The sequence below is a fragment of the Enterococcus sp. AZ104 genome, assembly GCF_050546705.1.
Taxonomy (GTDB): Bacteria; Bacillota; Bacilli; order Lactobacillales; family Enterococcaceae; genus Enterococcus; species Enterococcus faecalis.
Map to the genome: position 1 here is coordinate 493,414 of NZ_CP172952.1, position 25,334 is coordinate 518,747.

The window sequence follows — 25,334 nt, forward strand, 5'->3', positions numbered from 1 at the left end:
CAGGCAAACCATGAAAAAAGCTAGAGTGATTTATAATCCAACGTCAGGAAAAGAGTTAATCAAAAAGAACTTAGCCGATATTTTATCTATTTTAGAAGAATGTGGTTATGAAGCCAGTGCATTTGCGACCACACCAGAAGAAAATTCAGCACGCAATGAAGCACATCGTGCTGCGCGTGCAGGATTTGATTTACTAGTAGCAGCAGGTGGAGATGGGACCATTAATGAAGTCGTGAATGGGATTGCTCCGTTGAAGCGGCGCCCTAAAATGGCCATTATTCCTGCTGGAACGACGAATGACTATGCACGGGCATTGAAGATTCCTCGTGATAATATCGTTAAGGCAGCAGAAGTGATTAAAAAAAATCAAACTGTCAAAATGGATATTGGCCAAGCCGGCAAAAATTACTTTATCAATATTGCGGCGGGTGGTCATTTAACGGAACTGACTTATGAAGTTCCATCAGAGTTGAAAAGTATTTTTGGTTACTTAGCGTACTTAGCCAAAGGAGCCGAAATGTTGCCGCGAGTGAAGCCGATTAAAATGCGCATGACGTATGATGAAGGTGTGTACGAAGGCAACGCATCAATGTTTTTCCTAGGGCTGACTAACTCGGTGGGTGGCTTCGAGCAAATCGTACCAGACGCTAAATTAGATGATGGTAAGTTTTCATTAATCATTGTAAAAACAGCCAATATTTTTGAGATTCTTCATTTAGTTGCGTTAATGTTAAATGGTGGAAAGCATGTTGAAGATCATCGACTAATCTATACAAAGACCAGCTATTTACATGCAGAAACGTTAGAAAAGAACAATAAAATGATGATTAATTTAGATGGTGAATATGGAGGCGATGCTCCAATGACCTTTAAAAATATGCATCAACACATTGAAATTTTTGCAAATGGTGATGCACTGCCGTCCAATGCAATTATGGGTTCTGTCTTAACTGGTAGCGATGAGATTGTCGTAGAATCAGAAGACGAAGAGGAAGAAGCATATAACGAAGCTAGCAAAGAATTTGTCAAAGAAGTTGAACGACTAACAGACGAAGATATTGATGGCGATGGAAAGATTGCCGAAAAAGAAAAGCACTAGGTAGTCCGTGAATAGCTAATGAAAGATTTAGTTGATAAGATCTTTCATTGGCTATTTTTTGACTAAGGGAAAGGGTCTCATTCTTTTATTTACCCAAAAAGCTCAAACGGAATTGCTAAATCGCCATGAAAATTCGTTGTTGCTTTTCTTAGGTATTTTCATTAGAATGAGTGAAGTGTATAAAAAGAAGGAGCGACTTATGAAAAATTATCCAGTAAAGAAAAATGACGTCATTGAAGTAGAAATCATTGACTTGACGCATGAAGGTTTAGGCGTGGCAAAAGTGGACCATTATCCATTGTTTATTGAAAATGCCTTACCAGGTGAAAAACTTGAAATCAAAGTCTTAAAAACAGGCAAAAGTTTTGGTTATGGGAAAGTGTTGACTGTCCTAAAAAGCAGTGAACAGCGTGTGCACGTGAAAGATGAAAACTTTACAAAAGTCGGGATTAGTCCGTTGCAACATTTAGCGTACGGCGCCCAACTATCATTTAAAACGCAACAAGTCGAAAATGTTATGCAACGTGTCGCTAAATTGCCAGGAGTCCCTGTTTTACCAACAATTGGGATGAATGATCCGTGGCATTACCGGAACAAAGCACAAATTCCCGTGCGTAAAATTGACAACCAATTACAAACAGGTTTTTTCCGGAAAAATAGCCATGATTTAATTCCGATGGAACATTTCTATATTCAAGACCCAGAAATTGATGCAGCAATTGTTAAAATCCGTGACATTATGCGTAAATATAGCGTAAAACCTTATAACGAATCTGATAATACAGGGAACTTACGCCATATTGTCGTTCGTCGTGGCTACCATACTGGGGAGATGATGGTTGTTCTAATTACGAGAACACCGAAATTATTCCCAATTAGTAAAATTGTGCCAGATATTTTGGAAGCTATTCCGGAAGTAGTCAGCATTGTACAAAATGTAAATCCAAAACGAACCAATGTCATTTTTGGCGACGAAACCATCTTATTACATGGGTCTGAAAAAATTACAGATACTATTTTTGATTTGAAATTTGAAATTTCCGCGCGTTCATTTTATCAAGTAAATCCACAACAAACAGAAGTGATGTATCAAAAAGTTAAAGAGTATGCGGCTTTAACAGGCAATGAAATTGTGGTGGATGCCTATTGTGGGATTGGAACGATTGGCTTAACTTTAGCCCAAGACGCAAAGCAAGTTTACGGTATTGAAGTAATTGAAGAAGCGGTCAAAGATGCAGAAAATAATGCTAAATTAAACAACATTGAGAATGCCACTTTCACGGCTGGTTTAGCGGAAGAATTATTGCCAAAATTAGTTGAAAATGGCTTGCAACCAGATGTTGTGGTGGTGGATCCACCACGGAAAGGGTTAGACGGTCAATTAGTAAACACATTAATTGAAACGCAACCTGAACGAATTGTTTATGTCAGCTGTAATCCAGCCACACTCGCTCGCGACATTGCATTATTAACAGAAGGTGGCTATGAAGCAAAAGAAATTCAACCAGTGGATAATTTCCCACAAACGACCCACATTGAATCTGTCACGTTATTAACAAAGGCGGTGGATTAAATGAATGAAAAAGAAAAAATGTTAGAATTAATTAAAAAGAAACAAGGTGGTGGCCGTTCTAAAAAAATGGAAACTCCCAAAAATGATCGTAAAAACATGCGCAAAGGGCCTAAAATTTTTAATAAATAAGCGGTTATCAGTAAAAAGTTGTCTCCCATTAATGAAATGGGCGACAACTTTTTTGTTAAAGCATTCCTAGCCAAACAAATAAGTTGTTATTTTGCTAGTAAATCTGTTATTTTAGACAAAAGACAAGGAGGGCTATTCAGTGGAATATGTAACAACATTAGAAGAATTAGAAGAAAAAATTACAGACAATCGTCTACAACCCGTCTTTTTGACAGCAAAAAATTGTAGTGTTTGTACAGTTGATAAACCGATTGTCGAAAAAATTGCAACAAAATATGAATTTCCTACATACATTGCAGAAGCTGATAAAAGTCCAGAAATAATTGGACAATTAAATGCTTTTTCTGCACCGACCATTATCTTATACTATGAAGGAAAAGAAATTCATCGCCAAGCTAAAATTATTAACTTTCAAGAAATTGAAAAGAGAGTTCGACAAGTACAAGAAAATAGTTAATCAAAAAGGAAGCCACCGATCACGGAGAGGCTTCCTTTTTAATTATCTCGCTAAATGTTCAGTTTGTTGTTGAGAAAAAAGTTGATAACTGACAAAAACTTCTGCTCTTTTATTTACTTCTAATTTAACGAAAATATTGTGGATATGTGTTTTTACTGTCCCGATTGATAGGAATAGTTCGTTGGCTATATCTTGATTTGTTTTGCACTCTAAAAGTAACGAAAGCACTTCTCGTTCTCGCTGCGTTAATTGATAGGCATCACAAAAAGGCGCCAAAAGTACGGGTTCATCTGATTGATTTTCTTCCAATTTAGCAGCGTCTTTTTCAAGAACCGACAGAGGAAAATCACGATTACAGAAGTAGATAATGGCGATCGAGAGAATGATTGTATAAATATCTTCAGAAACGTTTCGGTTGTTAATTTTAAAGACAATATCAGAATATTGGTCAATGTTAAAAATAACGAAGGTATCTTCCAAAAGAATCGCCACACCGAAACCAATGCTTAGCCAACCAATAAAACGAAGATATTTTTTCGCAAGGGCTGATAAAGGATCTATTCGTAATTGATAGAGCGCATAGCATCCAAGGTAAATTAAAAATAGCTGATTGGGTAAATAGTACAACCAAACTTTTAAGGCGGAATTTTGTGAAAATGGAATAGCTAGCATCCATAAACCAATTAAAAATAACCAGACAAATTGATAATTTTTAAAAGGACGACCACTAATAGTATTGATAATAGCCAGATAGGCAAAATTACAACAAATAAAAATGATGGTCTTTAAAAAAGGTGCGGTCATAAAGGTCTGATTATATTCGGTTGCAAACGAATTAATGAACTCAGTCATATAAACAATCACATTGTCACAAATAAAAATAACCATTAAAAAGAGAAGCAATAAAAAAATCGGTTGTTTATTTTTCAAGTAAAGATTTAAGGTAAAGGTTGAAGTAAACGAATATAAAATAATCAACAAGATGTTATAAATAAAAACAAATGTCACGATTGGAAACCCCTTTCATCTTTTATTTTAAGTGAATGATTTTTCAAAATAATTATACCATTTTCAAATCTATGATTGGTCAGAAATTAGAGAGAAATCCGCCTAAACTTTTATAAACCCCTGGTGTACCAACGGTTTATAACCATAAATAAACTTTTTTTAATGAAAAATTACGCCAAAAAAGAAAGCGTTTTCTAACTTTTGGTGGATAGTAAACTCTTCGCTAAACTTGGTAAAGTCAATGTGTAAACAAAAACAACTTTTAGGAGGAACACATCATGAAAAGAGATTACGTTACAACAGAAACATATACGAAAGAGGAAATGCACTACTTAGTCGATTTATCATTAAAAATTAAAGAAGCGATTAAAAATGGGTATTATCCGCAACTGTTAAAAAACAAATCTTTAGGAATGATTTTCCAACAATCTTCAACTCGAACACGAGTATCTTTTGAAACTGCAATGGAACAATTAGGTGGACATGGCGAATATTTAGCACCTGGTCAAATTCAATTAGGGGGACATGAAACGATTGAAGATACCAGCCGTGTATTGTCACGTTTAGTAGATATTTTGATGGCTCGTGTGGAACGTCACCATAGTATTGTTGATTTAGCTAATTGTGCTACCATCCCAGTCATTAACGGTATGTCTGATTACAATCATCCAACCCAAGAATTAGGTGATTTGTGTACCATGGTTGAGCATTTACCAGAAGGCAAAAAATTAGAAGATTGTAAAGTTGTCTTTGTCGGAGATGCAACACAAGTTTGTTTTTCTTTAGGATTAATCACAACAAAAATGGGCATGAATTTTGTTCACTTCGGTCCAGAAGGCTTCCAATTAAATGAAGAGCATCAAGCGAAATTAGCAAAAAATTGTGAAGTTTCAGGCGGTAGCTTTTTGGTCACAGATGATGCAAGTTCTGTTGAAGGCGCTGATTTCTTGTACACGGATGTTTGGTATGGCTTGTACGAAGCGGAATTATCTGAAGAAGAACGTATGAAGGTTTTCTATCCAAAATATCAAGTGAATCAAGAAATGATGGATCGGGCAGGTGCCAATTGTAAATTCATGCACTGTTTACCAGCAACACGTGGGGAAGAAGTAACTGATGAAGTAATTGACGGTAAAAATTCTATTTGTTTCGATGAAGCAGAAAACCGTTTAACATCTATTCGTGGCTTATTAGTATATCTTATGAATGATTATGAAGCAAAAAATCCTTATGATTTAATCAAGCAAGCAGAAGCGAAAAAAGAACTAGAAGTTTTCTTAGACACTCAAAGCATTTAACGGCCAACTGTCCACTGATTGAAAAAATGAATCAGTGGACAGTTTATAAAGAGAGGAAGAGTCTTCATGGAGGGGAAAAAGAAATTTAGTTTAACGAGTGCCATTTTATCAGTGATCTGTGTGGTTTTCGTTGCTGAAGCAGCGGCGCCTGTTGCTGCAATAGGTAATTCTCAGTTTTTTTGGTGGATTTTCTTATTAATTGCATTCCTATTGCCATATGGGTTAATTTCATCAGAATTAGGAACAACTTATATTGGTGAAGGGGGCATCTATGATTGGGTGACCAAAGCATATGGTCATCGTTGGGGTGCCAGAGTTTCTTGGTATTATTGGATTAATTATCCATTGTGGCTAGCTTCATTAGCCGTTATGACGCCAGAACTATTAACGACAATTACAGGTATTAAGTTTTCAACACCGATGATGATTATTGTTGAATTAATTTTTACTTGGATTGTGGTTTGGATTAGTTTTTATCCAGTCAGCGACAGTATCTGGATTCTAAATGGAGCTGCCGTAATCAAGATGGTTTTAGCAGTCTTAATTGGTGGGCTAGGATTGTATGTAGCCTTGACGAAAGGTGTTGCCAATGAATTTACCTTGAAATCAATGCTGCCAACGTTTGACTTAAGGAGTTTATCTTTTATTTCTGTAATCATTTTTAATTTGTTAGGGTTTGAAGTCATCTGTACGTTTGCAGATGATATGGAAAATCCTAAGAAGCAAATCCCACAAGCTATTGTAGCAGCGGGGTTAGTCATTGCGGCCATTTATATTTTTTCAGCCTTTGGAATTGGGGTAGCGATTCCCACCGATCAAATTAGTACCGGCAGTGGTATGATGGATAGCTTTAAACTATTGACAGGCTCGACAGAAGGTTGGTTCATTATGTTGATGGCTTTCCTATTCCTTCTTACGTTGTTCGGCAACATGATTTCTTGGTCATTAGGAGTCAATAATACAGCTTGTTATGCTGCTGAAAATGGTGACATGCCTAAATTTTTTGAAAAACGTAGCAAGAAAAATGACATGCCAATTGGGGCTGCTTTGATGAATGGCATTGTGGCATCGGTGGTCATTGTATTAGCACCAATTTTACCTAATCAAGATTTATTCTGGGCCTTTTTCTCCTTGAATGTCGTCCTATTCTTGTTATCGTATATCCCAGTTTTCCCAGCTTTTTATAAGCTTAGAAAAATTGATCCCGATACACCACGTCCGTTTAAAGTTAACGGAAAACCAGGATTTTTAAAAGTTTTAGTGGTTTTGCCAATGATTATGATTATTATTTCACTGATTTTCACAGCAGTGCCTTTAGATTTTAGTCCCGCAGCATTAAATGAAAAATTACCAATCACAATTGGGGCAATCATTTTTATTCTGTTTGGTGAAGTAATTATTTACGTGAAAAAAATTAAGAAGGGAACGAAAGAAAATGGCTAAACGAATTGTAGGAAGTACCCCTAAACAAGATGGCTTTAGAATGCCAGGAGAATTTGAACCACAAGAGAAAGTTTGGATGATTTGGCCAGAAAGACCGGATAATTGGCGCGATGGTGGTAAACCTGTCCAAGAAGCTTTTACTAATGTGGCCAAAGCAATTAGTCAGTTTACACCGATGAATGTGGTGGTTTCTCAACAACAATTTCAAAATTGCCGTCGCCAATTGCCGCCAGAAATTACGGTTTACGAAATGTCAAACAATGACGCCTGGGTCCGTGATTGTGGACCATCATTTGTCATTAACGACCATGGAGAAATCCGTGGTGTGGATTGGACATTCAATGCTTGGGGGGGATTAGTAGATGGTTTATATTTCCCTTGGGACCAAGACGATTTGGTTGCACAAAAAATTTGTGAAATTGAGCATGTAGATTCTTATCGTACAGATGATTTTGTTTTAGAAGGCGGTTCATTCCACGTAGATGGACAAGGAACAGTCTTGACTACAGAAATGTGCTTATTAAGTGAAGGTCGAAATCCACAACTTTCAAAAGAAGCAATCGAACAAAAATTATGCGACTATTTAAATGTTGAAAAAGTTCTTTGGCTAGGTGATGGAATTGACCCAGAAGAAACTAATGGTCATGTGGATGATGTAGCTTGTTTTATTGCACCTGGTGAAGTGGCTTGTATTTACACTGAAGATCAAAATAGCCCATTTTATGAAGCGGCACAAGATGCGTATCAACGTTTGCTTAAAATGACTGATGCTAAAGGACGCCAATTAAAAGTCCACAAATTATGCTGTCCTGTCAAAAATGTAACCATTAAAGGCTCCTTCAAAATTGATTTCGTGGAAGGAACCATGCCACGAGAAGATGGCGATATTTGTATCGCATCCTATATGAACTTTTTAATTACAAATGATGGCGTGATTGTGCCACAGTATGGTGATGAAAATGATCGTTTGGCTTTAGAGCAAGTTCAAACGATGTTCCCAGATAAAAAAATTGTCGGCGTTAATACGGTAGAAGTTGTTTATGGGGGCGGCAATATTCACTGTATCACACAACAAGAACCAAAGCGCTAGGAGGGAAACAGATGTCAAAAATAGTGATTGCATTAGGTGGAAATGCGTTAGGAAATTCTTCGAAAGAACAATTGGCAAAAGCACAAACCGCGGCAAAATCCATTGTTGATTTAATTGAACAAGGCCATCAAGTGGTGATTGCTCATGGCAACGGGCCACAAGTTGGCAAAATTCGCTTAGCTTTTGAGGAAACGAGTCAATCTCCAGAAGATGTCGTGCCGTTTCCTGAATGCACAGCAATGAGCCAAGGCTATATTGGCTATCATTTACAACAAGCAATTGATGAAGAACTAGTAGCCAGAAATTTAGGGGAACAACCAGTTGTTACGTTAATTACACAAGTCGTGGTGGATCCAAAAGACCCAGCGTTTACAAAACCAACAAAACCAATTGGTGGTTATTATGACGAAGAAACAGCCAAACAGTTGATGGCGGAAACTGGGAACGTCTATCAAGAAGATGCGGGTCGAGGCTGGCGACGGGTAGTTCCTTCACCAAAACCAGTTGATATTTACGAAAAAGTTAGCTTGCGAACACTTGTTGATGCAGGACAGATCGTAATTGCTTGTGGTGGTGGCGGGGTTCCTATTGCCTATGATGGTCCAGTCTATCATGGTGTAGATGCAGTCATTGATAAAGACTTTGCGGCAGCAAAAATGGCTGAACTCATTGAAGCAGATGTTTTTGTGGTATTAACTGCAGTAGAACATGTTTTTGTTAACTTTGGTCAAGCAAATCAACAAGCTTTGACCGATGTTACGGTTACGGCAATGCAACAATATATAGAAGAAAATCAATTTGCGCCAGGTAGTATGTTACCTAAGGTAGAAGCGGCCATCAGTTTTGCAGAAAGTAAACCAAACCGCCAGGCGATTATCGGGCTTTTAGAATTAGCTTCGGAAGCAATCAAAGGAGAAAGTGGTACACGAATTACACAATAAATTCTCAGTATTTAACTTTCACAAAAGACTAAAACAAACGCATTTAGCGGACTAACTTAATCGTTAGAGAGTAGGACATCGGTCGTTTTGACGGATGTCCTACTCTCTATTTTGTCTTTTTAACGAACAAAACTGTTAGTTGTCATGCAAAAATAAACATAGTAAGATAATCTTTAAATGGTATAGGAGGATAAAAATGTCTAAATTTTTTAAAGTAATCGGAATAATTGCTGTTTTGTTAGTCATAATAGGCGCTGCAGCGTATTGGTTTATACTCAAAAAGTTCACTCCTGAGGCAGAAACCCCAGCAATGTACAATCAAGAGAGAATCGTTAAAACGATTGAAGACCAATTAAAAGAAACAGATGTACAAAAAGCTCGGACCAAAGCACCGTTGATTATTGAAAAAAATATCACTGAATTACAGCAAGCGATTGCCAACGGAGCATTGACCTATGAAGAACTTACGGCGTTTTATTTGGACCGTATTTTACAGTTCGATCAAATAGATAATGGCATGAACAGCATCTCTGAAATCAATCCGCAAGCAATTAAGGAAGCCAAGGCATTTGACCAGCAAGCCTCTCAAACACCGAAGAAGCCTTTGTATGGTATTCCTGTGACTTTGAAAGAAAATATAAATACGACCAACATGATTTCGAGTGCAGGAGCGTATGCCTTACGCACGTTCAAGCCTAAGGAAGATGCGGAAGTAGTTAAGAAGTTAACAGAGGCGCAAACTTTGATTTTAGGAAAAGTAAACTTATCTGAACTAGCGAATTATATGTCAATGAAAGCACCAAGTGGCTATAGTTCCAAACATGGACAAACACTTAATCCTTATGGGCCACTCAAAATAACACCTTCAGGTTCAAGTTCTGGGAGTGCGGCTAGTGTGACGATGAATATCGGCGCCTTCTCTTTAGGCACTGAGACGATGGGATCGATTGTTTCCCCCGCTTCTCATCAATCAGTGGTTGGTTTTAAACCGACCCACAGTTCAGTAAGTGGCGAAGGTGTTTTGCCATTGGCACCGTCATTAGATACAGTTGGCCCGATTGCCCGAAGTGTCGTTGATGCTGCGCAAGGCTATAATGTGTTTAAGAAAGACACGGTTCCGAGCATTGATTCAACGAAATTTACTAAAAATAACTTACAAGGTCAACGCATTGGGTTGCTAGAAATGCCAAGTGCTGAAGAAGAATTTGCGACTGCTAAAAAGGCCCTCCAAAAAGCTGGAGCAGAAGTGATTCCGTTAACACCAGACATGGAAGGGATTGATGGCGGGAAAGTTATTTCCAATGAATTTAAGTTTGCATTGGAAGAATTTGCGAAACGTTATGACTTACCATTTAAAACACTGGAGGAACTAATTGCGTATAATCAACAAGATAAAAAGGTTCGTGCCAAGTATGGGCAAGATTTATTAGAAGCAGATGTTAAAAAGAAACAACCAGATAAAGAAATCATTCAAACAACCATTAAAAAAGCACAGCAAACGTTTGATGCGTTGCTAAAAAAACAACAATTAGACGGATATGCCTTTATTGATTCTGAAGGTACGGGTTTAAGTGCTGTGGCAGGATATCCTGAATTGACGGTTCCTTTGGCGAAAAACAGTGAAGGACAACCTTATGGGCTGACTTTTACACAAACTGCCAATAAAGAGCAAACGTTATTTGAGCAAGCTTACAGCTTTGAACAAAGTACAAAAGGACGGATAGTACTTTCAGACAACGAGCTGTTGGCAAACAGTAAAAAAATAAATAGAGATGAGCAGTAAAGGGAAACTAGGAATGGCGAAACATCTGTATCAAACCTAATAAAGATAATCGACCTACAAATGAAAGGAATTGCTTGTAGGTCGATTATTTAGGTGAGTCGTTTTTTTTGCTTTTTTAGGCGAATGTTTTCATGTAATAAGTTAATAAGTGGCCAGATTCGAGAAATAAGGCCGTCAATTTTTAAGCATTTCAATAAAAAGAGTGAACGATGGCTGTGTTTGAAGCATAAATATGTACGGTTGCTTCCGCTTTCGCAACATTAATTTGGAGCGCTACCGTCGTAAAGGGTTCTGCCGCAGGAATCATTAGATGGAAACAAATCCATGAATACATAGAAGATTAAAGCAAGATGAAGAAAATATTGTGGCAATAAAGGATATCAGAAAGCTTACGAAATAACTATATGTAGTGTGTTTTTATTTTTTTAATCAATATATAGTATTAAAATCTTCTTTTTATTCCGAAATCTGATTGACTTGTTTTTTAAAACGGAGTACTCTTATTGAGACGTCAACAAATAAAAGTTTGGTTTTAGGAAGGTCGGAAATTTGTTGTGAATAAGAATTTTTTGGTGAATGATTTTAAAGGTTGGGAAACGAGAAGTTACTTGTTTTTAGCTTTGATGGTGGGGGTACAGTTGATTGCATTTGCTATCAATCCATCGAATTGGATTACGTTAGTAGGTGGTTTAGCCGGCATCATTTGTGTGAATTTAATTGCCCAAGGAAAAGTCAGCAATTACATTTTTGGGTTAATCAGTGCAGTGATTATTGGCTATTTTGGGTTAGTGACACGGGTATATGCGGAAGTTCTTTTACAAAGCTTCTATATTATTATGGACATTACAGGGCTTTATGCCTGGCTTCGGGCTAGCGAGGATGGCTCGGGTCAAGTAACCGAAGTAAAAGTTTTAAAAGGTATTCAGTGGTTGTATGCCTTTTTCACGTGGCTGCTCATTGGCGTAGCTGCATATATTTTGTTAGGCTTTGTAAATGATGCGCAACAAACATTAGATGCAATCACGTTCAGTGTTTCAGCGACAGGGATGTTATTGATGATTAAACGTTATCAATCGCAATTCGTGTTTTGGTTACTAGGAAATATTTTTTCAATTTTGTTATGGTTCCGAGCAGGGACGCACGCTGGTGGTGATTATGCGATATTTGTTATGTATTGTATGTATACTTTTAACTCAATTTTTGGTATGTTTAATTGGTTGAAGATAAAAAATAAAATGGAAAAAAATAGGTAGGGAGTTCGATGGCAGTGATTGTTTTAGCAGGTACGATTGGCGCTGGTAAATCTAGTTTAACAGCTTTAATTGCAAACCGTTTAGGTTCAGAAGCCTTTTACGAATCAGTTGATGATAATGAGGTATTACCTTTATTTTATGCGGAACCGGAAAAGTACGCGTTTTTATTACAAATTTATTTTTTAAATAAACGTTTTGATAGTATTAAACAAGCATTAACGCATGAAAATAATGTATTGGATCGCTCGATTTATGAAGATTCATTACTTTTTCATTTAAATGCAGATTTAGGTCGTGCCAACGAAACAGAGGTCAAAGTGTACGATGACTTATTACAAAACATGCTCCAAGAATTGCCTTATGCTGCGCATAAAAAAAGACCTGATTTGTTAGTTCACATTCGTATTTCATTTCCCAAAATGTTGGAACGCATCAAAAAACGTGGCCGTCCTTATGAACAAATTGAGACAGATCCAACGTTGTATGATTACTATCAAATGTTGAACGAGCGTTATGATCAATGGTATGAAGACTATGATGAAAGTCCTAAAATTCAAATTGATGGCGATAAATATGATTTTGTCGAAGATCCTGAAGCGTGTCAATATGTCTTGGCGTTAATTGAGAAGAAAATTGAAGAATTAGAAAGATAAATAAAAAGAAGCAAGTCCGGACTTGCTTCTTTTTGACTTAAAATGTGGATAGATAGGCTAAAGTTGCTACTAAATAAAGGAGTGTAGTGCTAAATTATAGAATCGGATTTTAACCTTCCCCTAAGTTAAAATCGGATAATCTATCCATCGACAGTTTAAGTTTGTATAAAATAGCGGTAGCTATTATCAACGAAGTCATTCATCGGTTGACCTGACTTCTCTAGAAGTATACCATCGAAAATAACCAACAGTTGTTCAAAATTTGGACTTAGTAAGTGTAAATTTTGATTGAAAGTTTCTGTAAATCAATCATTTATTCAAAAAATAATACTCGAAAGAAGGAAGATAAATGGGCCAAATTTGGTTTGAACGCATTCTACGTTGGCGCAAAAAAGCGCAACGATTTTTACAAGGACGTTATGCACGGTTCGATGAATTGAATCGAACGCTGTTGCTAACAAGTGTCGTGCTGGCGCTCATCAATATTTTTACTGGCTATCTTTGGGTTCGGTTATTGATTTTAATCACAGTCGCCTACGTGTATTATCGCTTTTTTTCAAAACATATTCACCCGCGATTGAATGAAAATCAACGGTTTATTCTTCGAAAACAACGCCTAATGCAAAAGGTTCATGCTTTTCGCAAGCGACACATGACTCAGAAAGAGTATCGTTATTTTAAATGTCCAAAATGTCAGCAGTCATTACGTGCGCCGAAAGGACGAGGAACAATCAAAGTCACTTGTTCAAACTGCCAAAATCAATTTATCAAAAAAGTCTGACCTTCTGTGTTTTTTGGTCTAGGCAACTTTCGGACTTGTGGTATACTTGAGAAAAGAAACCATTGGATATTCTAAAAGGGGAATATCTTGTTAAAAAAGGAGAGAAAAAACAATGGAAATTAAACGCCAACAAGAAATTGTTGAAGCGTATCACTATGATATGCGAGTACCTGATTCAGAAGTAGAGACAGATTTACGTGTCAGTTTTTCACCAATTGAAGTAGAAGAAGAAAATTATCCAGAAAACAGCTCAGCACTTGTTGCTCGCTTAGAATTTCGAATTGTCTTTGACGAATTTGTTTTATCAGGGGCGATTAGCCAAATTAATCACATTGTTGATCGTAAAATTGAAAAACAAGAAGATATTTCGCAAGAAGAAGTCGATGAACTTGTGCGTCCTTTATTTAGCATCGTCGAACGTTTATCTTATGAAGTAACTGAAATTGCTCTGGATCGTCCAGGTGTTCAATTGAATTTTCAACAATCAGAAGAAGCTTAAACTTTAAAAACAGCGTTTATAACGGATTCCGTTACAAACGCTGTTTTTATTCTTGTGAAGATTTAGCAACCAAAGCTTTTTTAAACTGTTCATAATTTTTTGTAGCGATATCCACATAAGCAATCGGCTGACCAACTTTGGTGATTTTTTCGGAAAGATAGGGAGCGAGCATTTCATTGTACAAAATGAACGCAGCTTCTGGTACTTCCTCTGAAAGAACATCATAACTGATAAAGTCAATTTCATAGGTTGGTTGAAAAAAGGCTTTGATGTTTTGCTGCTCTTTATTTGAAAAGAGCCAAGGACCCGCATTTGCAGGGCTTCCCACAAATAACGTCGCTCCATCACGGTTGACAGAAAGGATCCAACAAATTTTTTGCATACGCTTACACCTCCTAGAACTAAGTATACCACGTCAGCTTAAAAGAAAGAGGACAAAAAACAAATTATTTTTACAGTGACTAGTAAAACAACGCTTGGTGATAGTTTTAAACTATCACAACGGTTATTTTCTATCAAAAAGTAAGCAAATTATCCCACTATTTGCTATAAAATAAGGTACAATAGAACTATCACTGGAAACAGTTTGCTGTTTTCAGGGTATTTACTGGAGAGTGAGTACCGGGAACCTTTACTTCCTTTGATGTACTTGTCATTAAAAACATAGGGAGGAACTAAAATGACAACATTCATCACTGTATTAGTGATCCTTGTATTTATTGCTGTGTTATTCGGTTTCTACCAAATGCAAAAGAAACATTTAAAATTCTCAACACGTGTCTTTTCAGCATTGGGCGTGGGGATTGTTTTAGGTGCAATTATTCAATTTGCTTTTGGTACAGACAGTAAAATTACTACGCAATCAATGGAATGGATCGGGATTGTAGGTAATGGTTATGTAGCGTTTCTACAAATGCTCGTAATTCCGTTAGTATTTGTATCTATTGTAGGTGCATTTACAAAAATGAAAGAATCCAATAAATTAGGAAAAATTAGCTTTAATGTGTTAGCCACCTTACTAGGAACAACAGCAGTAGCTGCCTTGGTGGGGATTGGAACAACCTTAGCGTTTGGTCTTCAAGGGGCAAAATTCACGCAAGGTGCTGCAGAAACGTCAAGAATTGCCGAGTTAGCGACGCGTCAAGATGCGATTCAAGATTTGACGATTCCCCAACAAATCGTTTCATTTATTCCTAAAAATGTCTTTGCTGACTTTGCGGGAACACGACCAATGAGTACCATTGGGGTGGTAATCTTTGCTGCGTTTGTTGGTGTCGCTTATTTAGGCGTTCGTCGTAAAGCGCCAAAAGAAGCTGAATTTTTTGCAAATTTAATTGATAGTTTATATAAAATTACCATGCGAATTGTTACCTTAGTTTTACGCTTGACCCCTTATGGCGTGTTAGCGTTAATGATTAATGTTGTAGCAACAAGTGATTTTGTTGCGATTATTAACTTAGGTAAATTTGTGTTGGCATCGTATGTGGCCTTAATCATTGTTTTTGCCATTCACATGTTGATTTTAATTACTTTAAAAGTCAACCCAGTTACGTATCTAAAAAAAGTTTTTCCAGTCTTGAGCTTTGCTTTTACTTCTCGTTCAAGTGCAGGAGCTTTACCATTAAATATTGAAACACAAACCAAAGCATTAGGTGTCGATGATGCCACAGCAAACTTTGCTGGTAGTTTCGGTTTATCTATTGGACAAAATGGTTGTGCCGGCGTTTATCCAGCTATGTTAGCAACCATCGTTGCACCAACTGTTGGAATTGATGTCTTTAGTTTACAATTTATTTTAATGTTAGTAGCAGTTGTCACAATCAGTTCATTTGGCGTAGCCGGTGTCGGCGGCGGAGCAACCTTTGCTTCTCTAATCGTTTTAGGCGCAATGAACTTACCAGTTGCAATTGTTGGTTTAGTAATTTCAGTTGAACCACTTATTGACATGGCGCGGACAGCTGTTAACGTTAACGATAGTATGGTTGCAGGCGTGTTAACAAGTGCTCGTATTCATGAATTAGATCGTGATGTCTTAAATGATCGCGACGTTGTCTTAGATGCAAATATCTAAATCAATAAAACGAAAAGAGGTCGGGACAGAAGTGTTTAACTCCGAGAAATAAGAAGAAATTTCCGGAAATTGTTCTTTAATTTTTGGAGAATTTCGGCTTATTTCCGAAGGAGTTGCTTCTGTTCCCGCCGTTTATTAGTTTTTGAGCGTGGGACAAAAATCCAAGGTGATTTTTGTTCCACGCTCTTTTTTTGGATTTTAAGCGAAAGTGCAGTAATTATTTAAAAGAACGTATATAATAAGTTGTTAACTAAATTCAAAAGGACGTGAAGGAATGTTTTCAAACCAAGTAAAGATTATGTTATATGTGAATAATGTTGAGGAATCTAGTCAATTTTGGCAAACGTTTGGCTTTGTTGAAAAGGAAAGAGAGGAAGTTGACGGTACATTGGTGGTAGAAATTGCACCAAGTGAATCAGCAGAAGCGATTATTGTTTTATATGATTTGGCCTTTATTCAAAAACATTCACCAGAAGTGGCGGGGAATACCCCTTCTTTAATGTTTGCTAGCGATGATATCATTGGTCTCTATAAAAAAATGCAAGAGGCTGGGGTTACTGTCGGTGAAATGGTTCAATTGCCAACAGGCTTAGTTTTTAATTTTGCAGATAACGATGATAATTACTTTGCTGTGATGGGGCAAGAAAGTAAATAAAAAACAGCTTGGCACCAGAATCTAGATTGATTCTGGTGCCAAGCTGTTTTTTATAAAAGTTGAAAGTTTTATAAATTTTACTAAAATCTGTAATTTTCATGAAAATATAGCGTATGATAATGCTGTTAATAGAATAGGCGGAGGTAAGCGGTATGCGTAAACGACATGCAAAGAAAAGACATGGAGGAGTGAATTGGCTTTTTATAGTGTGTTTGTTGGTGGTGATTGGTGGTAGTGGTTATTTAATAAAAACGTTCTTTTTCACTAGAGATTCACAAGTTAGTCAAGAATCGAAAGTGGTCTTGGAAGAAGATCGCCGAAGTGATAATTATGCGAATTTAACGAAAGAAATAGTTGCACCAGATAGTGGCGAACTTGATCAAAAAATTCAAGAAACAAATTATATTGGTTCGGCTTTGATCATTAAAGATGATCAGGTTTTAGTAAATAAAGGATATGGCTTTGCCAATTTTGAAAAGCAACAAGCCAACACGCCAAACACAAGGTTTCAGATTGGCTCAATTCAAAAATCTTTTACCACAACCTTGATCTTAAAAGCAATTGAAGAAGGTAAACTTACATTAGATACAAAACTCGCTACGTTTTATCCGCAAATTCAAGGTGCTGAGGATATTACGATTAGCGATATGTTGAATATGACAAGTGGTTTAAAGTTATCAGCAATGCCTAATAATATCGTTACCGATGAAGAAATTATTCAATTTGTTAAACAAAATACCATTCAAGTCAATAAAGGAAAATACAATTATTCCCCAGTAAATTTTGTCCTTTTAGCAGGAATGTTAGAGAAAATGTATCAACGTACCTATCAAGAATTATTTAATAATCTTTATCACAAAACGGCTGGTTTAAAGAATTTTGGCTTCTATGAAACCTTATTGGAACAGCCCAATAATTCAACAAGTTATAAATGGACAGAAGACAATTCGTATAATCAAGTGCTCTCAATTCCCGCAGCTAGTTTTGCCCATGAATTTGGGACTGGGAATGTGGATATGACGACAGGTGATTTGTATTGGTACTTACATCAATTAATGAGTGGACACTTAGTTTCCACCGCACTTTTGCAAAAATTATGGACGTCTTCTCAGCAAAGTTCTTATCATGGCGGCATCTATGTTCATGATAACTATTTACGCTTACACGGCGTTGAAGCGGGTCAACAAGCCCTGGTTTTATTTTCAAAAGATATGAAAACCGGGGTCATATTGCTAACTAATTGTGTGAATCCAGCGAAATACAAAGAATTAATTGGTTCGTTGTTCCATGATGTAACCAATTTAACTGTTAAATTTTAAAGCAGAAGCAACAACGATCACTCCAAAGCCTTTTTAGGTTTCTTCTGAGAGACTTTATATTAAAATAAAGGGAAGAACGATCAAAGGGAGTGACGAAGATGAAGCAATCAAAAAATAAACAAGTTGTAATTGGTGAATCAACGAAAAAAAACATTTATCTTCAAGATATAGAACAGGAAACGCAAGCTTTTATTCTCCAAAACAATCCACAATTGACAGCTGAATCGATGATTACATTGGCGGAGTTACTTAATTATCGTTTGGATTACATGAAACAATTGGTCGCAAATGATTCTGAAAAAATCCAACAACTGAATGAATTGGTGGTTCAACATATCAAAGAAGATAAGCTGATTTCCAATAATATGAATGAAAAGATGGAAAAGAAATTAACCTTTGGCCAACGAGCAGCGGATACCATTGCTAAATTTGGCGGTAGCTGGGTGTTTATTGGCTTCTTTTGCTTCGTGTTGATTGCTTGGATCGTGATTAACTCTACCACTTTATTGGGACAACCATTTGACAAATATCCTTATATTTTGCTAAATCTCGCCTTATCTTGTTTAGCAGCTATCCAAGCACCGATTATTATGATGAGTCAAAACAGACAAGAAGCCCGTGATAGAGAACAAGCGAATAATGATTATAAAATTAACTTAAAAGCAGAAGTAGAAATTAATTTATTACATGAGAAAATGGATTATATTATCAATAATCAACTAGAAAATTTGGTGAAAATCCAAAATATTCAAATTGAACTTTTAGGTGAATTGCAAGAACAACTCGCCGCGACTTCTGAAAAGGAGTAGTATATAGAAGAGGTCGGGACAGAACCGTTTAGCTCCGAGAACCAAGTAGGTACTGATTAACATCTATTTGCTTTGCAAATAGTGTTTCTCAGCAATAAGAAGAAATTTCCGAAAATTTCTCTTTAATTTTTGGAGACCAAGTAGGTATTGTTCATCATCGAATCACTACGTTCTTCGTGATTCTCAACAATTTCGGCTTATTGTTTTCTCGCCAAAGGCTCGTCACAGTTTTATCCTTGTAAGTTCCGAAGGACCTTCACCAAGTAGGTACGATGATTTCATCTGTTCATGCTTCACAGTGAAACATCGCAACTCTTAGAGCTGTAGCTCTTTTGAAGGCTGTACTGTGACGAGACGCATGTCGAGAAAACACCTTAGAAGTTGTTGAGATCGGAGCAACGCGTAGTGTTGGTTCTGTTCCCGCCGTTTATCAGGCTTTTTTTATTGTGTGTAAATACACAAGCAAAATAATCGCTTTCCCTTTTTTATTCACCGTATAATGGGATAGAATGACTTTATACAAAAGGGGAAAACAAGATGAAATACCAAGTATTACTTTATTACAAATATACAACAATTGAAGATCCAGAAGCTTTTGCGAAAGAGCATCTAGCTTTTTGCAAATCATTAAATTTAAAAGGCCGTATTTTAGTAGCGACAGAAGGGATTAACGGAACGTTATCTGGTACTGTCGAAGAAACAGAAAAGTACATGGAAGCAATGCAAGCAGATGAGCGCTTTAAGGATACATTCTTTAAAATTGATCCAGCAGAAGAAATGGCGTTCCGCAAAATGTTTGTTCGCCCACGTTCTGAATTAGTGGCGTTGAACTTAGAAGAAGACGTTGATCCATTAGAAACGACGGGGAAATATTTGGAACCTGCAGAATTTAAAGATGCCTTATTAGACGAAGACACTGTTGTAATCGATGCTCGTAACGATTATGAATATGATTTAGGTCATTTCCGTGGTGCCGTGCGCCCAGATATCCGTAGCTTCCGTGAGTTACCACAATGGATTCGCGAGAACAAAGAACAATTTATGGATAAAAAAATTGTTACCTATTGTACTGGCGGGATTCGCTGTGAAAAATTTTCTGGCTGGTTATTAAAAGAAGGATTTGAAGATGTTGCTCAATTGCATGGTGGTATCGCCAACTATGGAAAAAATCCAGAAACACGTGGCGAACTTTGGGACGGCAAAATGTATGTCTTTGATGACCGAATCAGTGTCGAAATTAATCACGTTGATAAAAAAGTTATTGGGAAAGACTGGTTTGATGGAACACCTTGCGAACGCTATATTAACTGTGCAAACCCAGAATGTAATCGTCAAATCTTAACTTCAGAAGAAAATGAACATAAACATTTAGGTGGCTGCTCATTAGAATGTAGCCAGCATCCTGCCAACCGTTATGTAAAAAAATATAATTTAACAGAAGCAGAAGTTGCTGAACGTTTAGCTTTGTTAGAAGCGGTTGAAGTATAAAAATAATAAAAAAATAAACAAAAAAACTTCGAAAATTATTTTTTGAAGTTTTTTTGTTTATTTTTTTGTCTTTAAAAGTGTTGATTTTAAAGCTTTCTTAGCTAAAACCATTTTATTTTTTAAAAGCGTCTGAAAAAAATAAAAAAATCTAATAAATATTTCTTTTATATAATGTTTATTGGCTGGGCCAGTCAATGTTGAAAATGGGGAAGGAGGAATTCAGATGAAAATCATAAAAAGGTTTAGTTTGGTATGTTTAGGGCTGTTGATCATTGGGTTGCAAACAAAAAGCGTTATGGCTGAAGAAAATAATTATGAATCAAATGGTCAAGCGAGCTTCTATGGTACCTACGTTTATGAGAATGAAAAAGAGTCAAATGACATAGCGTATACCCAACAATCAGAAGAACAGGGAAGAAACAATTTAACTGCTTCTGGACAAGCAGTTTTACCTAAAACAGGCGAGTCTGAAAATCCACTGTATTCCTTGATAGGAGTTAGTTTGTTGGGGGTAGTCATTTATTTAATTAATAAAATGAAACGAGAGAAGGAGCTTATTTAATGAAAAAAACTGTTTTACTTACATCGGCAACCATACTTTTAGGCGTAGGGTTTCAAGCAATAAACGCATCAGCAGCAGAAACTTTTCCGAAAGAATACAATACGGAAGGCACAATTACTTTTGAAGCAGGCGATAACGAAATCACACCGCCAGTTGATCCAGAAAATCCCGATCCTACTGATCCAGTAGACCCAATTGATCCTCCAGGGCCAGGAACGGGTGGTGCTTTATCAATTGATTATGGGTCAAAATTTAAATTTGGCACACAAAAGATTTCTACGGCAGATCAAACGTATTATGCTGCGCCAGATGAAATGAAAGATGGTTCAAAAAAACCAACCTATGTACAAGTAACTGATAAAAGAGGAACGTTAGCAGGATGGAAACTAACGCTTTCCCAACCTGAACAATTTAAAACAGCTACTGGAGAGGAACTAGTCGGCGCTCAATTAACGTTTACAAAGGCAGAAGCTGCCTCAATGGTGGATGAAAAATATAAACCTACTGAAGTCAGTAGTACTATTTCCTTAACACCTGGTGTAAATAATAATCTAGCGATGAACGCTAAAAAAGAAACAGGTGTTGGGACTTGGGTTTATCGCTTTGGTTTAAATGAAGCAACAAATAAAGAAGCTGTCCAACTATTCGTTCCCGGAAAATCTGTAAAGCTTGCACAACAATATTCAACGAAGTTAGTTTGGGCATTAGAAGATACTCCCGCTAATAATTAAATAAAGGAGAAAAGCAATGAAAAAACAATTCACAGGAATCGTTCTATGCAGTACATTTGCAGTTGCTGGTGGGTCCTTACAAGCGAAGGCAGAAGAGCCAAAAGAGTATCGTTCGAATGGTTTAGTAGAATTTATTCCGAACGTAGATCCGACAGACCCGGTTGATCCAGAAAATCCCGATCCAGAAAAGCCAGTCAAACCAATTGATCCGACAGACCCAGAAGGTCCTAATCCAAGTACTCAAGGGCCACTGTCTATTGATTATGCTTCAAGTTTTGACTTTGGGAAAAATCGTATTTCGAATAAAGACCAAGTATATTTTGCAAGAGCACAGCAATATCAAGAAAATCAAAAAGAAACACCAAATTTTGTGCAAATTTCTGATAATAGAGGAACCAATAGTGGTTGGTCTTTAACGGTTACGCAAAAGGAGCAATTTAAAGCAACAAAGGCGACTTTAAATAGTCAGTTGACAGGTGCGCAAATTTCTTTAGCTAACCCGACTGTTAATAGTAATGCGCAAAATGTTGTGAAACCAGAGGCAACAAATAAGATTGCCCTTGTTCCAGGGACCGCATCGCTAGTGGCAGCTGCGAAGCAAGGAACCGGTGCAGGAACTTGGGCTACTTATTGGGGCAAAGTAGAAGTGGTTGCAGAACGCGATGAAACCAATACGGTACACAATGTTAATGTTACAAAAGATGTTGCGCTATCAGTACCAGGGTCAACCCCTAAAGATGCCGTGAAATATCAAACAAAATTATTGTGGACGTTGACGGATGTACCAGGAATTTAAAAAGTAGAGGTGAAGAGAGATGCGAAACAAACAAAGCCTAGTCTTTTTGGCAAGTAGTTTATTCTTACTACTCCTTGCGCCTATTACTAGCGAAGCGATTAGTAATCCTTCGACAAATATCAACGAAGTCAATCGGGAAATAGTGGAGGAATCGGCCAATGATCAGGCAACTAGCGCTCCTTCTCACTCGGAAACATTAGAGCAAGAATCTTCCCTAGAAACGACAACAACAACCGATAATCATCCAGCAGAAACAGACCAATCAACGGCTACTTTAGAACCTAGCAAACAACAAAAGGATGACGATAACAGTGCAACGGAATCGGCGATAGTTGAACCACAGCCGCGCATGTTGGCTGCGCCATACGCTACTTCATTGCCAGATGATCCTAATATCATTCCAATCGACAAGGTATTTCAAGAGCCAATTGGAAATGCAACAAGTATTTTAGAAGGTGGGAAGTTATTACAACTAAACCCAGCTGTTAAATCACAAAAAGGAGCTATTTGGTCAAAAAAACCAATCAGTTTATTGTCGGATTTTACCTTTAAAAGTTATTTGTATTTAGGAAACGAGTATGCAAATGCTGGTGATGGTATGACCTTTACCTTAACGAATGATCCTAGAATGTCCACAACACCTCAAGAAGTCATTGGTTCACCTGGGATGGGAATCGGTGCATACTCCACGAAAGCGGGTCAACCTTATGTTAGAAATGCCTTATCGATTGAGTTTGATACCTATAAAAATACTGGTAGTTCCAACCGAATGGACCGAGAAATTTCACAAGATAAGGGAAATGGGCATTTAGCTTTTGTCACTCCGAAAGCTAATAACAACAGCTATACAGGGGAGCATTCAGGCGTCACCGTTGCGCCAACCTATCTATCTAATGGAACCTGGCGCATGTTGACTGTTCATTGGAATGCCGCAACCAAAGCATTAACATATGATTTAGAAGGTGTGGGCACGAATACGTATGTAGTTTCAGATTTAAATACACAATTTGGCGCAACAACGGTTTATTGGGGCTTTACATCATCCACAGGTGGCAAATACCAAGAGAATGCTTTAGCAATGACACAAATTCCTACCAACGTTACGTCACAAGCAGCCCTTAGCGTGAATGGTCAGGAGTTTAGCTCAGCTGTTGAAGCAGTGAAAAATGATCAGGTGAGGCTACGGAATACGTTGAATATTGACAATGACTTTATCGAAGATCGTCAACCGCAAGTAAGCATTGACTTACCTGATGAATTAGCATATGAAGAAAATTCATTAACGATTGATGGTAAAAAGGTAGCAGCCAAAGATCTGACACAAACAGGGAATCACTTAACAATTGCTTTAAATGACTACCTAGTTTTAAAGAAGGACATGATTATTGAATTAAAAACAACCCTTCAAGATAATACGCCCGAAAAAGTTTTAACTATGAACTTTGACTATTATGAAGAAGGAACCTTACTGCAAAAGTCAAATAATGTAACGATTACTATTCCTAAACCAACAGAAAAAACAGTAACCGTTTTTTATAAAGACGCGGAAGGTAAAGATATTGCTCCACCTAAAAGTGTAACAGGGAAAATTGGTGCACCCTATCAAGAAAAACCCCTAGATATTTCTGGCTATGTTTTTACAAAAGACTCAGGCAATGCGGAAGGAACAATGACAGAGGAAACAAAAGATATTTATTTTTACTATCGTTTAGGGGAACTATATTTTAAAGAGACACCAAAACAGATTACTTTTGGTACGGAAAAGATACGTAATCAACCACTAATTAAACTTGGGCATCCCACCGAAGGACTCAAAGTCGTGGATGAACGTAACGCAAATAATTGGCGCTTGCAACTAAAGCAAACGCAACCGTTAACAAATGATTCAATTGTAATGCCAGATGTTTTTTCTTTCGTTTCAACTGCTGGAAGCTCTCAGATTACAAATGAGGCAATTACGCTTTTAGAAAGTAATCAGAAAGGTGAAACAGATTTAACAGCATTACTTGATGAATCAAAACAACAAGGAATTCAAATCAATGTTCCTGTAGCTTATCAAAGAGTTGGAACATTTAAAGCTCGTTTATCTTGGGCGTTAGAAGACGTACCAGGAAATTAAAGAAAAGAATGGAGAAAAGAAAATGAAAAAAGTAACAACAGTATGTTTATCCACATTTATTTTAGGGAGCTTAGGCATGACTTCTCAAGCCTTTGCAGAAGATGGCGGTAGTTATACATCTAATGGTATCGTAGAATTTACACCAAGTGAAGATCCAACTAATCCGGTTGACCCAACGGATCCAACTAATCCAGTTGATCCTATTGACCCAACAGATCCTGAAGGTCCTAATCCAGGAACAAACGGTCCGTTGTCAATTGATTATGCGTCAAGTCTAGACTTCGGTGTTCAAAAAATCACGTCGAAGGATCAGACTTATTTTGCTGCTACCCAAAAATACAAGACGGTAGGCGCAACCGATGAAGTCAAAGAAGGTCCTAACTATGTCCAAGTAACAGATAACCGTGGAACCGAAGCTGGCTGGTCATTAAAAGTGAAACAAGAAGGACAATTTAAATCAACTTCTGGTAAAGAATTGACTGGGGCAGCTATCACGTTTAAAAACGGAAATGTAGTGACTGCTTCAGATTCAGGCAAACCAACAGGCCCAGCCACAATCACGCTAAATTCAGATGGTAGTCAATCAGATGTAATGAGTGCAGCGAAAGGAAACGGTGCAGGAACTTATTTATTTGATTGGGGAACCGATGCAACTACAGCTGCTAAAAGTATTGAGTTAACTGTTCCAGGTTCTACAACCAAATACGCTGAAAAATACGCCACAAAATTAACATGGACGTTGACAGACGCTCCAGGAAATTAAACGAGTTTTAAAAA

At 37.2% G+C, this 25,334-nt stretch carries 25 protein-coding genes; 23 read left to right on the forward strand and 2 right to left on the reverse strand.

Annotated features, from left to right (window positions below; translation table 11 throughout):
• Positions 1-10: 10 nt before the first annotated feature.
• From IGJ37_RS02460 to IGJ37_RS02475, 4 genes are all read left to right on the forward strand, one after another.
• Positions 11-1,099 carry a diacylglycerol kinase gene (locus IGJ37_RS02460; RefSeq protein ID WP_002355572.1) on the forward strand — a complete coding sequence of 363 codons (1,089 nt, stop codon included), beginning with the start codon at positions 11-13 and terminating at the stop codon, positions 1,097-1,099.
• A gap of 199 nt (positions 1,100-1,298) precedes the next feature.
• A complete protein-coding gene (gene rlmD / locus IGJ37_RS02465; RefSeq protein WP_325814960.1) occupies positions 1,299-2,672 on the forward strand; it encodes a 23S rRNA (uracil(1939)-C(5))-methyltransferase RlmD in 1,374 nt (457 codons plus the stop codon).
• Positions 2,673-2,801, forward strand: a complete 129-nt coding sequence (locus IGJ37_RS02470) for a hypothetical protein (protein WP_002355577.1) — start codon at positions 2,673-2,675, stop codon at positions 2,799-2,801.
• A 139-nt stretch (positions 2,802-2,940) separates the two neighbouring features.
• Positions 2,941-3,258: a thioredoxin family protein gene (locus tag IGJ37_RS02475; protein WP_325814961.1), complete on the forward strand. Its 318-nt coding sequence runs from the start codon at positions 2,941-2,943 to the stop codon at positions 3,256-3,258.
• A 42-nt stretch (positions 3,259-3,300) separates the two neighbouring features.
• Here the strand turns inward: IGJ37_RS02475 and IGJ37_RS02480 are convergent, their stop codons facing one another.
• Positions 3,301-4,146, reverse strand: a complete 846-nt coding sequence (locus tag IGJ37_RS02480; RefSeq protein ID WP_002392183.1) for a helix-turn-helix domain-containing protein — start codon at positions 4,144-4,146, stop codon at positions 3,301-3,303.
• A gap of 398 nt (positions 4,147-4,544) precedes the next feature.
• Between IGJ37_RS02480 and ptcA the strand changes: the two genes are divergently transcribed.
• From ptcA to IGJ37_RS02525, 9 genes are all read left to right on the forward strand, one after another.
• Complete coding sequence (ptcA, locus tag IGJ37_RS02485) at positions 4,545-5,564, forward strand: putrescine carbamoyltransferase (RefSeq protein WP_002355587.1); 1,020 nt, start codon at positions 4,545-4,547, stop codon at positions 5,562-5,564.
• 66 nt (positions 5,565-5,630) lie between these two features.
• Positions 5,631-7,007: an APC family permease gene (locus IGJ37_RS02490; RefSeq protein ID WP_002355588.1), complete on the forward strand. Its 1,377-nt coding sequence runs from the start codon at positions 5,631-5,633 to the stop codon at positions 7,005-7,007.
• Positions 7,000-8,097, forward strand: coding sequence for an agmatine deiminase (gene aguA / locus IGJ37_RS02495; RefSeq protein WP_002364800.1), 1,098 nt, complete (start codon positions 7,000-7,002; stop codon positions 8,095-8,097). The genes IGJ37_RS02490 and aguA overlap by 8 nt, the downstream gene beginning before the upstream one ends.
• Before the next feature lie 11 nt (positions 8,098-8,108).
• Positions 8,109-9,038: a carbamate kinase gene (arcC, locus tag IGJ37_RS02500; RefSeq protein ID WP_002355590.1), complete on the forward strand. Its 930-nt coding sequence runs from the start codon at positions 8,109-8,111 to the stop codon at positions 9,036-9,038.
• A gap of 196 nt (positions 9,039-9,234) precedes the next feature.
• Positions 9,235-10,821 carry an amidase family protein gene (locus tag IGJ37_RS02505; RefSeq protein WP_263307437.1) on the forward strand — a complete coding sequence of 529 codons (1,587 nt, stop codon included), beginning with the start codon at positions 9,235-9,237 and terminating at the stop codon, positions 10,819-10,821.
• A gap of 554 nt (positions 10,822-11,375) precedes the next feature.
• Positions 11,376-12,074, forward strand: coding sequence for a nicotinamide riboside transporter PnuC (gene pnuC / locus IGJ37_RS02510; protein ID WP_002355593.1), 699 nt, complete (start codon positions 11,376-11,378; stop codon positions 12,072-12,074).
• Between the two features lie 8 nt (positions 12,075-12,082).
• Positions 12,083-12,727, forward strand: a complete 645-nt coding sequence (locus tag IGJ37_RS02515) for a deoxynucleoside kinase (protein WP_002355594.1) — start codon at positions 12,083-12,085, stop codon at positions 12,725-12,727.
• 349 nt (positions 12,728-13,076) lie between these two features.
• A complete protein-coding gene (locus tag IGJ37_RS02520) occupies positions 13,077-13,508 on the forward strand; it encodes a hypothetical protein (protein ID WP_002355595.1) in 432 nt (143 codons plus the stop codon).
• Between the two features lie 112 nt (positions 13,509-13,620).
• Positions 13,621-14,007, forward strand: coding sequence for a DUF1149 family protein (locus tag IGJ37_RS02525; RefSeq protein ID WP_002407350.1), 387 nt, complete (start codon positions 13,621-13,623; stop codon positions 14,005-14,007).
• Between the two features lie 46 nt (positions 14,008-14,053).
• Here IGJ37_RS02525 and IGJ37_RS02530 read toward each other — a convergent pair whose 3' ends face one another.
• On the reverse strand, positions 14,054-14,389 hold the full coding sequence (locus IGJ37_RS02530; RefSeq protein ID WP_325814965.1) for a hypothetical protein: 336 nt from the start codon (positions 14,387-14,389) through the stop codon (positions 14,054-14,056).
• A gap of 297 nt (positions 14,390-14,686) precedes the next feature.
• On the opposite strand from IGJ37_RS02530, the gene IGJ37_RS02535 reads away from it, so the two are divergent.
• From IGJ37_RS02535 to IGJ37_RS02580, 10 genes are all read left to right on the forward strand, one after another.
• Positions 14,687-16,078 carry an L-cystine transporter gene (locus IGJ37_RS02535; RefSeq protein ID WP_325814966.1) on the forward strand — a complete coding sequence of 464 codons (1,392 nt, stop codon included), beginning with the start codon at positions 14,687-14,689 and terminating at the stop codon, positions 16,076-16,078.
• 274 nt (positions 16,079-16,352) lie between these two features.
• Positions 16,353-16,733: a VOC family protein gene (locus tag IGJ37_RS02540; protein ID WP_002358720.1), complete on the forward strand. Its 381-nt coding sequence runs from the start codon at positions 16,353-16,355 to the stop codon at positions 16,731-16,733.
• 152 nt (positions 16,734-16,885) lie between these two features.
• Complete coding sequence (locus tag IGJ37_RS02545) at positions 16,886-18,052, forward strand: serine hydrolase domain-containing protein (protein WP_002355600.1); 1,167 nt, start codon at positions 16,886-16,888, stop codon at positions 18,050-18,052.
• A gap of 98 nt (positions 18,053-18,150) precedes the next feature.
• Positions 18,151-18,861 carry a DUF1003 domain-containing protein gene (locus IGJ37_RS02550; protein ID WP_002355601.1) on the forward strand — a complete coding sequence of 237 codons (711 nt, stop codon included), beginning with the start codon at positions 18,151-18,153 and terminating at the stop codon, positions 18,859-18,861.
• A gap of 537 nt (positions 18,862-19,398) precedes the next feature.
• On the forward strand, positions 19,399-20,349 hold the full coding sequence (locus IGJ37_RS02555) for a rhodanese-related sulfurtransferase (protein ID WP_002378042.1): 951 nt from the start codon (positions 19,399-19,401) through the stop codon (positions 20,347-20,349).
• Positions 20,350-20,527: 178 nt separating this feature from the next.
• The gene (locus tag IGJ37_RS02560; RefSeq protein ID WP_002364792.1) at positions 20,528-20,911 is read left to right on the forward strand and encodes an LPXTG cell wall anchor domain-containing protein; all 384 of its coding nucleotides are present in this window, start codon (positions 20,528-20,530) and stop codon (positions 20,909-20,911) included.
• Positions 20,911-21,642 carry a WxL domain-containing protein gene (locus IGJ37_RS02565; protein ID WP_325814968.1) on the forward strand — a complete coding sequence of 244 codons (732 nt, stop codon included), beginning with the start codon at positions 20,911-20,913 and terminating at the stop codon, positions 21,640-21,642. Before IGJ37_RS02560 ends, IGJ37_RS02565 begins: the two co-directional genes overlap by 1 nt.
• 16 nt (positions 21,643-21,658) lie before the next feature.
• On the forward strand, positions 21,659-22,438 hold the full coding sequence (locus IGJ37_RS02570) for a WxL domain-containing protein (protein ID WP_325814969.1): 780 nt from the start codon (positions 21,659-21,661) through the stop codon (positions 22,436-22,438).
• 19 nt (positions 22,439-22,457) lie between these two features.
• Positions 22,458-24,557, forward strand: a complete 2,100-nt coding sequence (locus IGJ37_RS02575) for a lectin-like domain-containing protein (RefSeq protein ID WP_002413653.1) — start codon at positions 22,458-22,460, stop codon at positions 24,555-24,557.
• A 22-nt stretch (positions 24,558-24,579) separates the two neighbouring features.
• On the forward strand, positions 24,580-25,320 hold the full coding sequence (locus IGJ37_RS02580; RefSeq protein ID WP_002375974.1) for a WxL domain-containing protein: 741 nt from the start codon (positions 24,580-24,582) through the stop codon (positions 25,318-25,320).
• Positions 25,321-25,334: the final 14 nt, after the last annotated feature.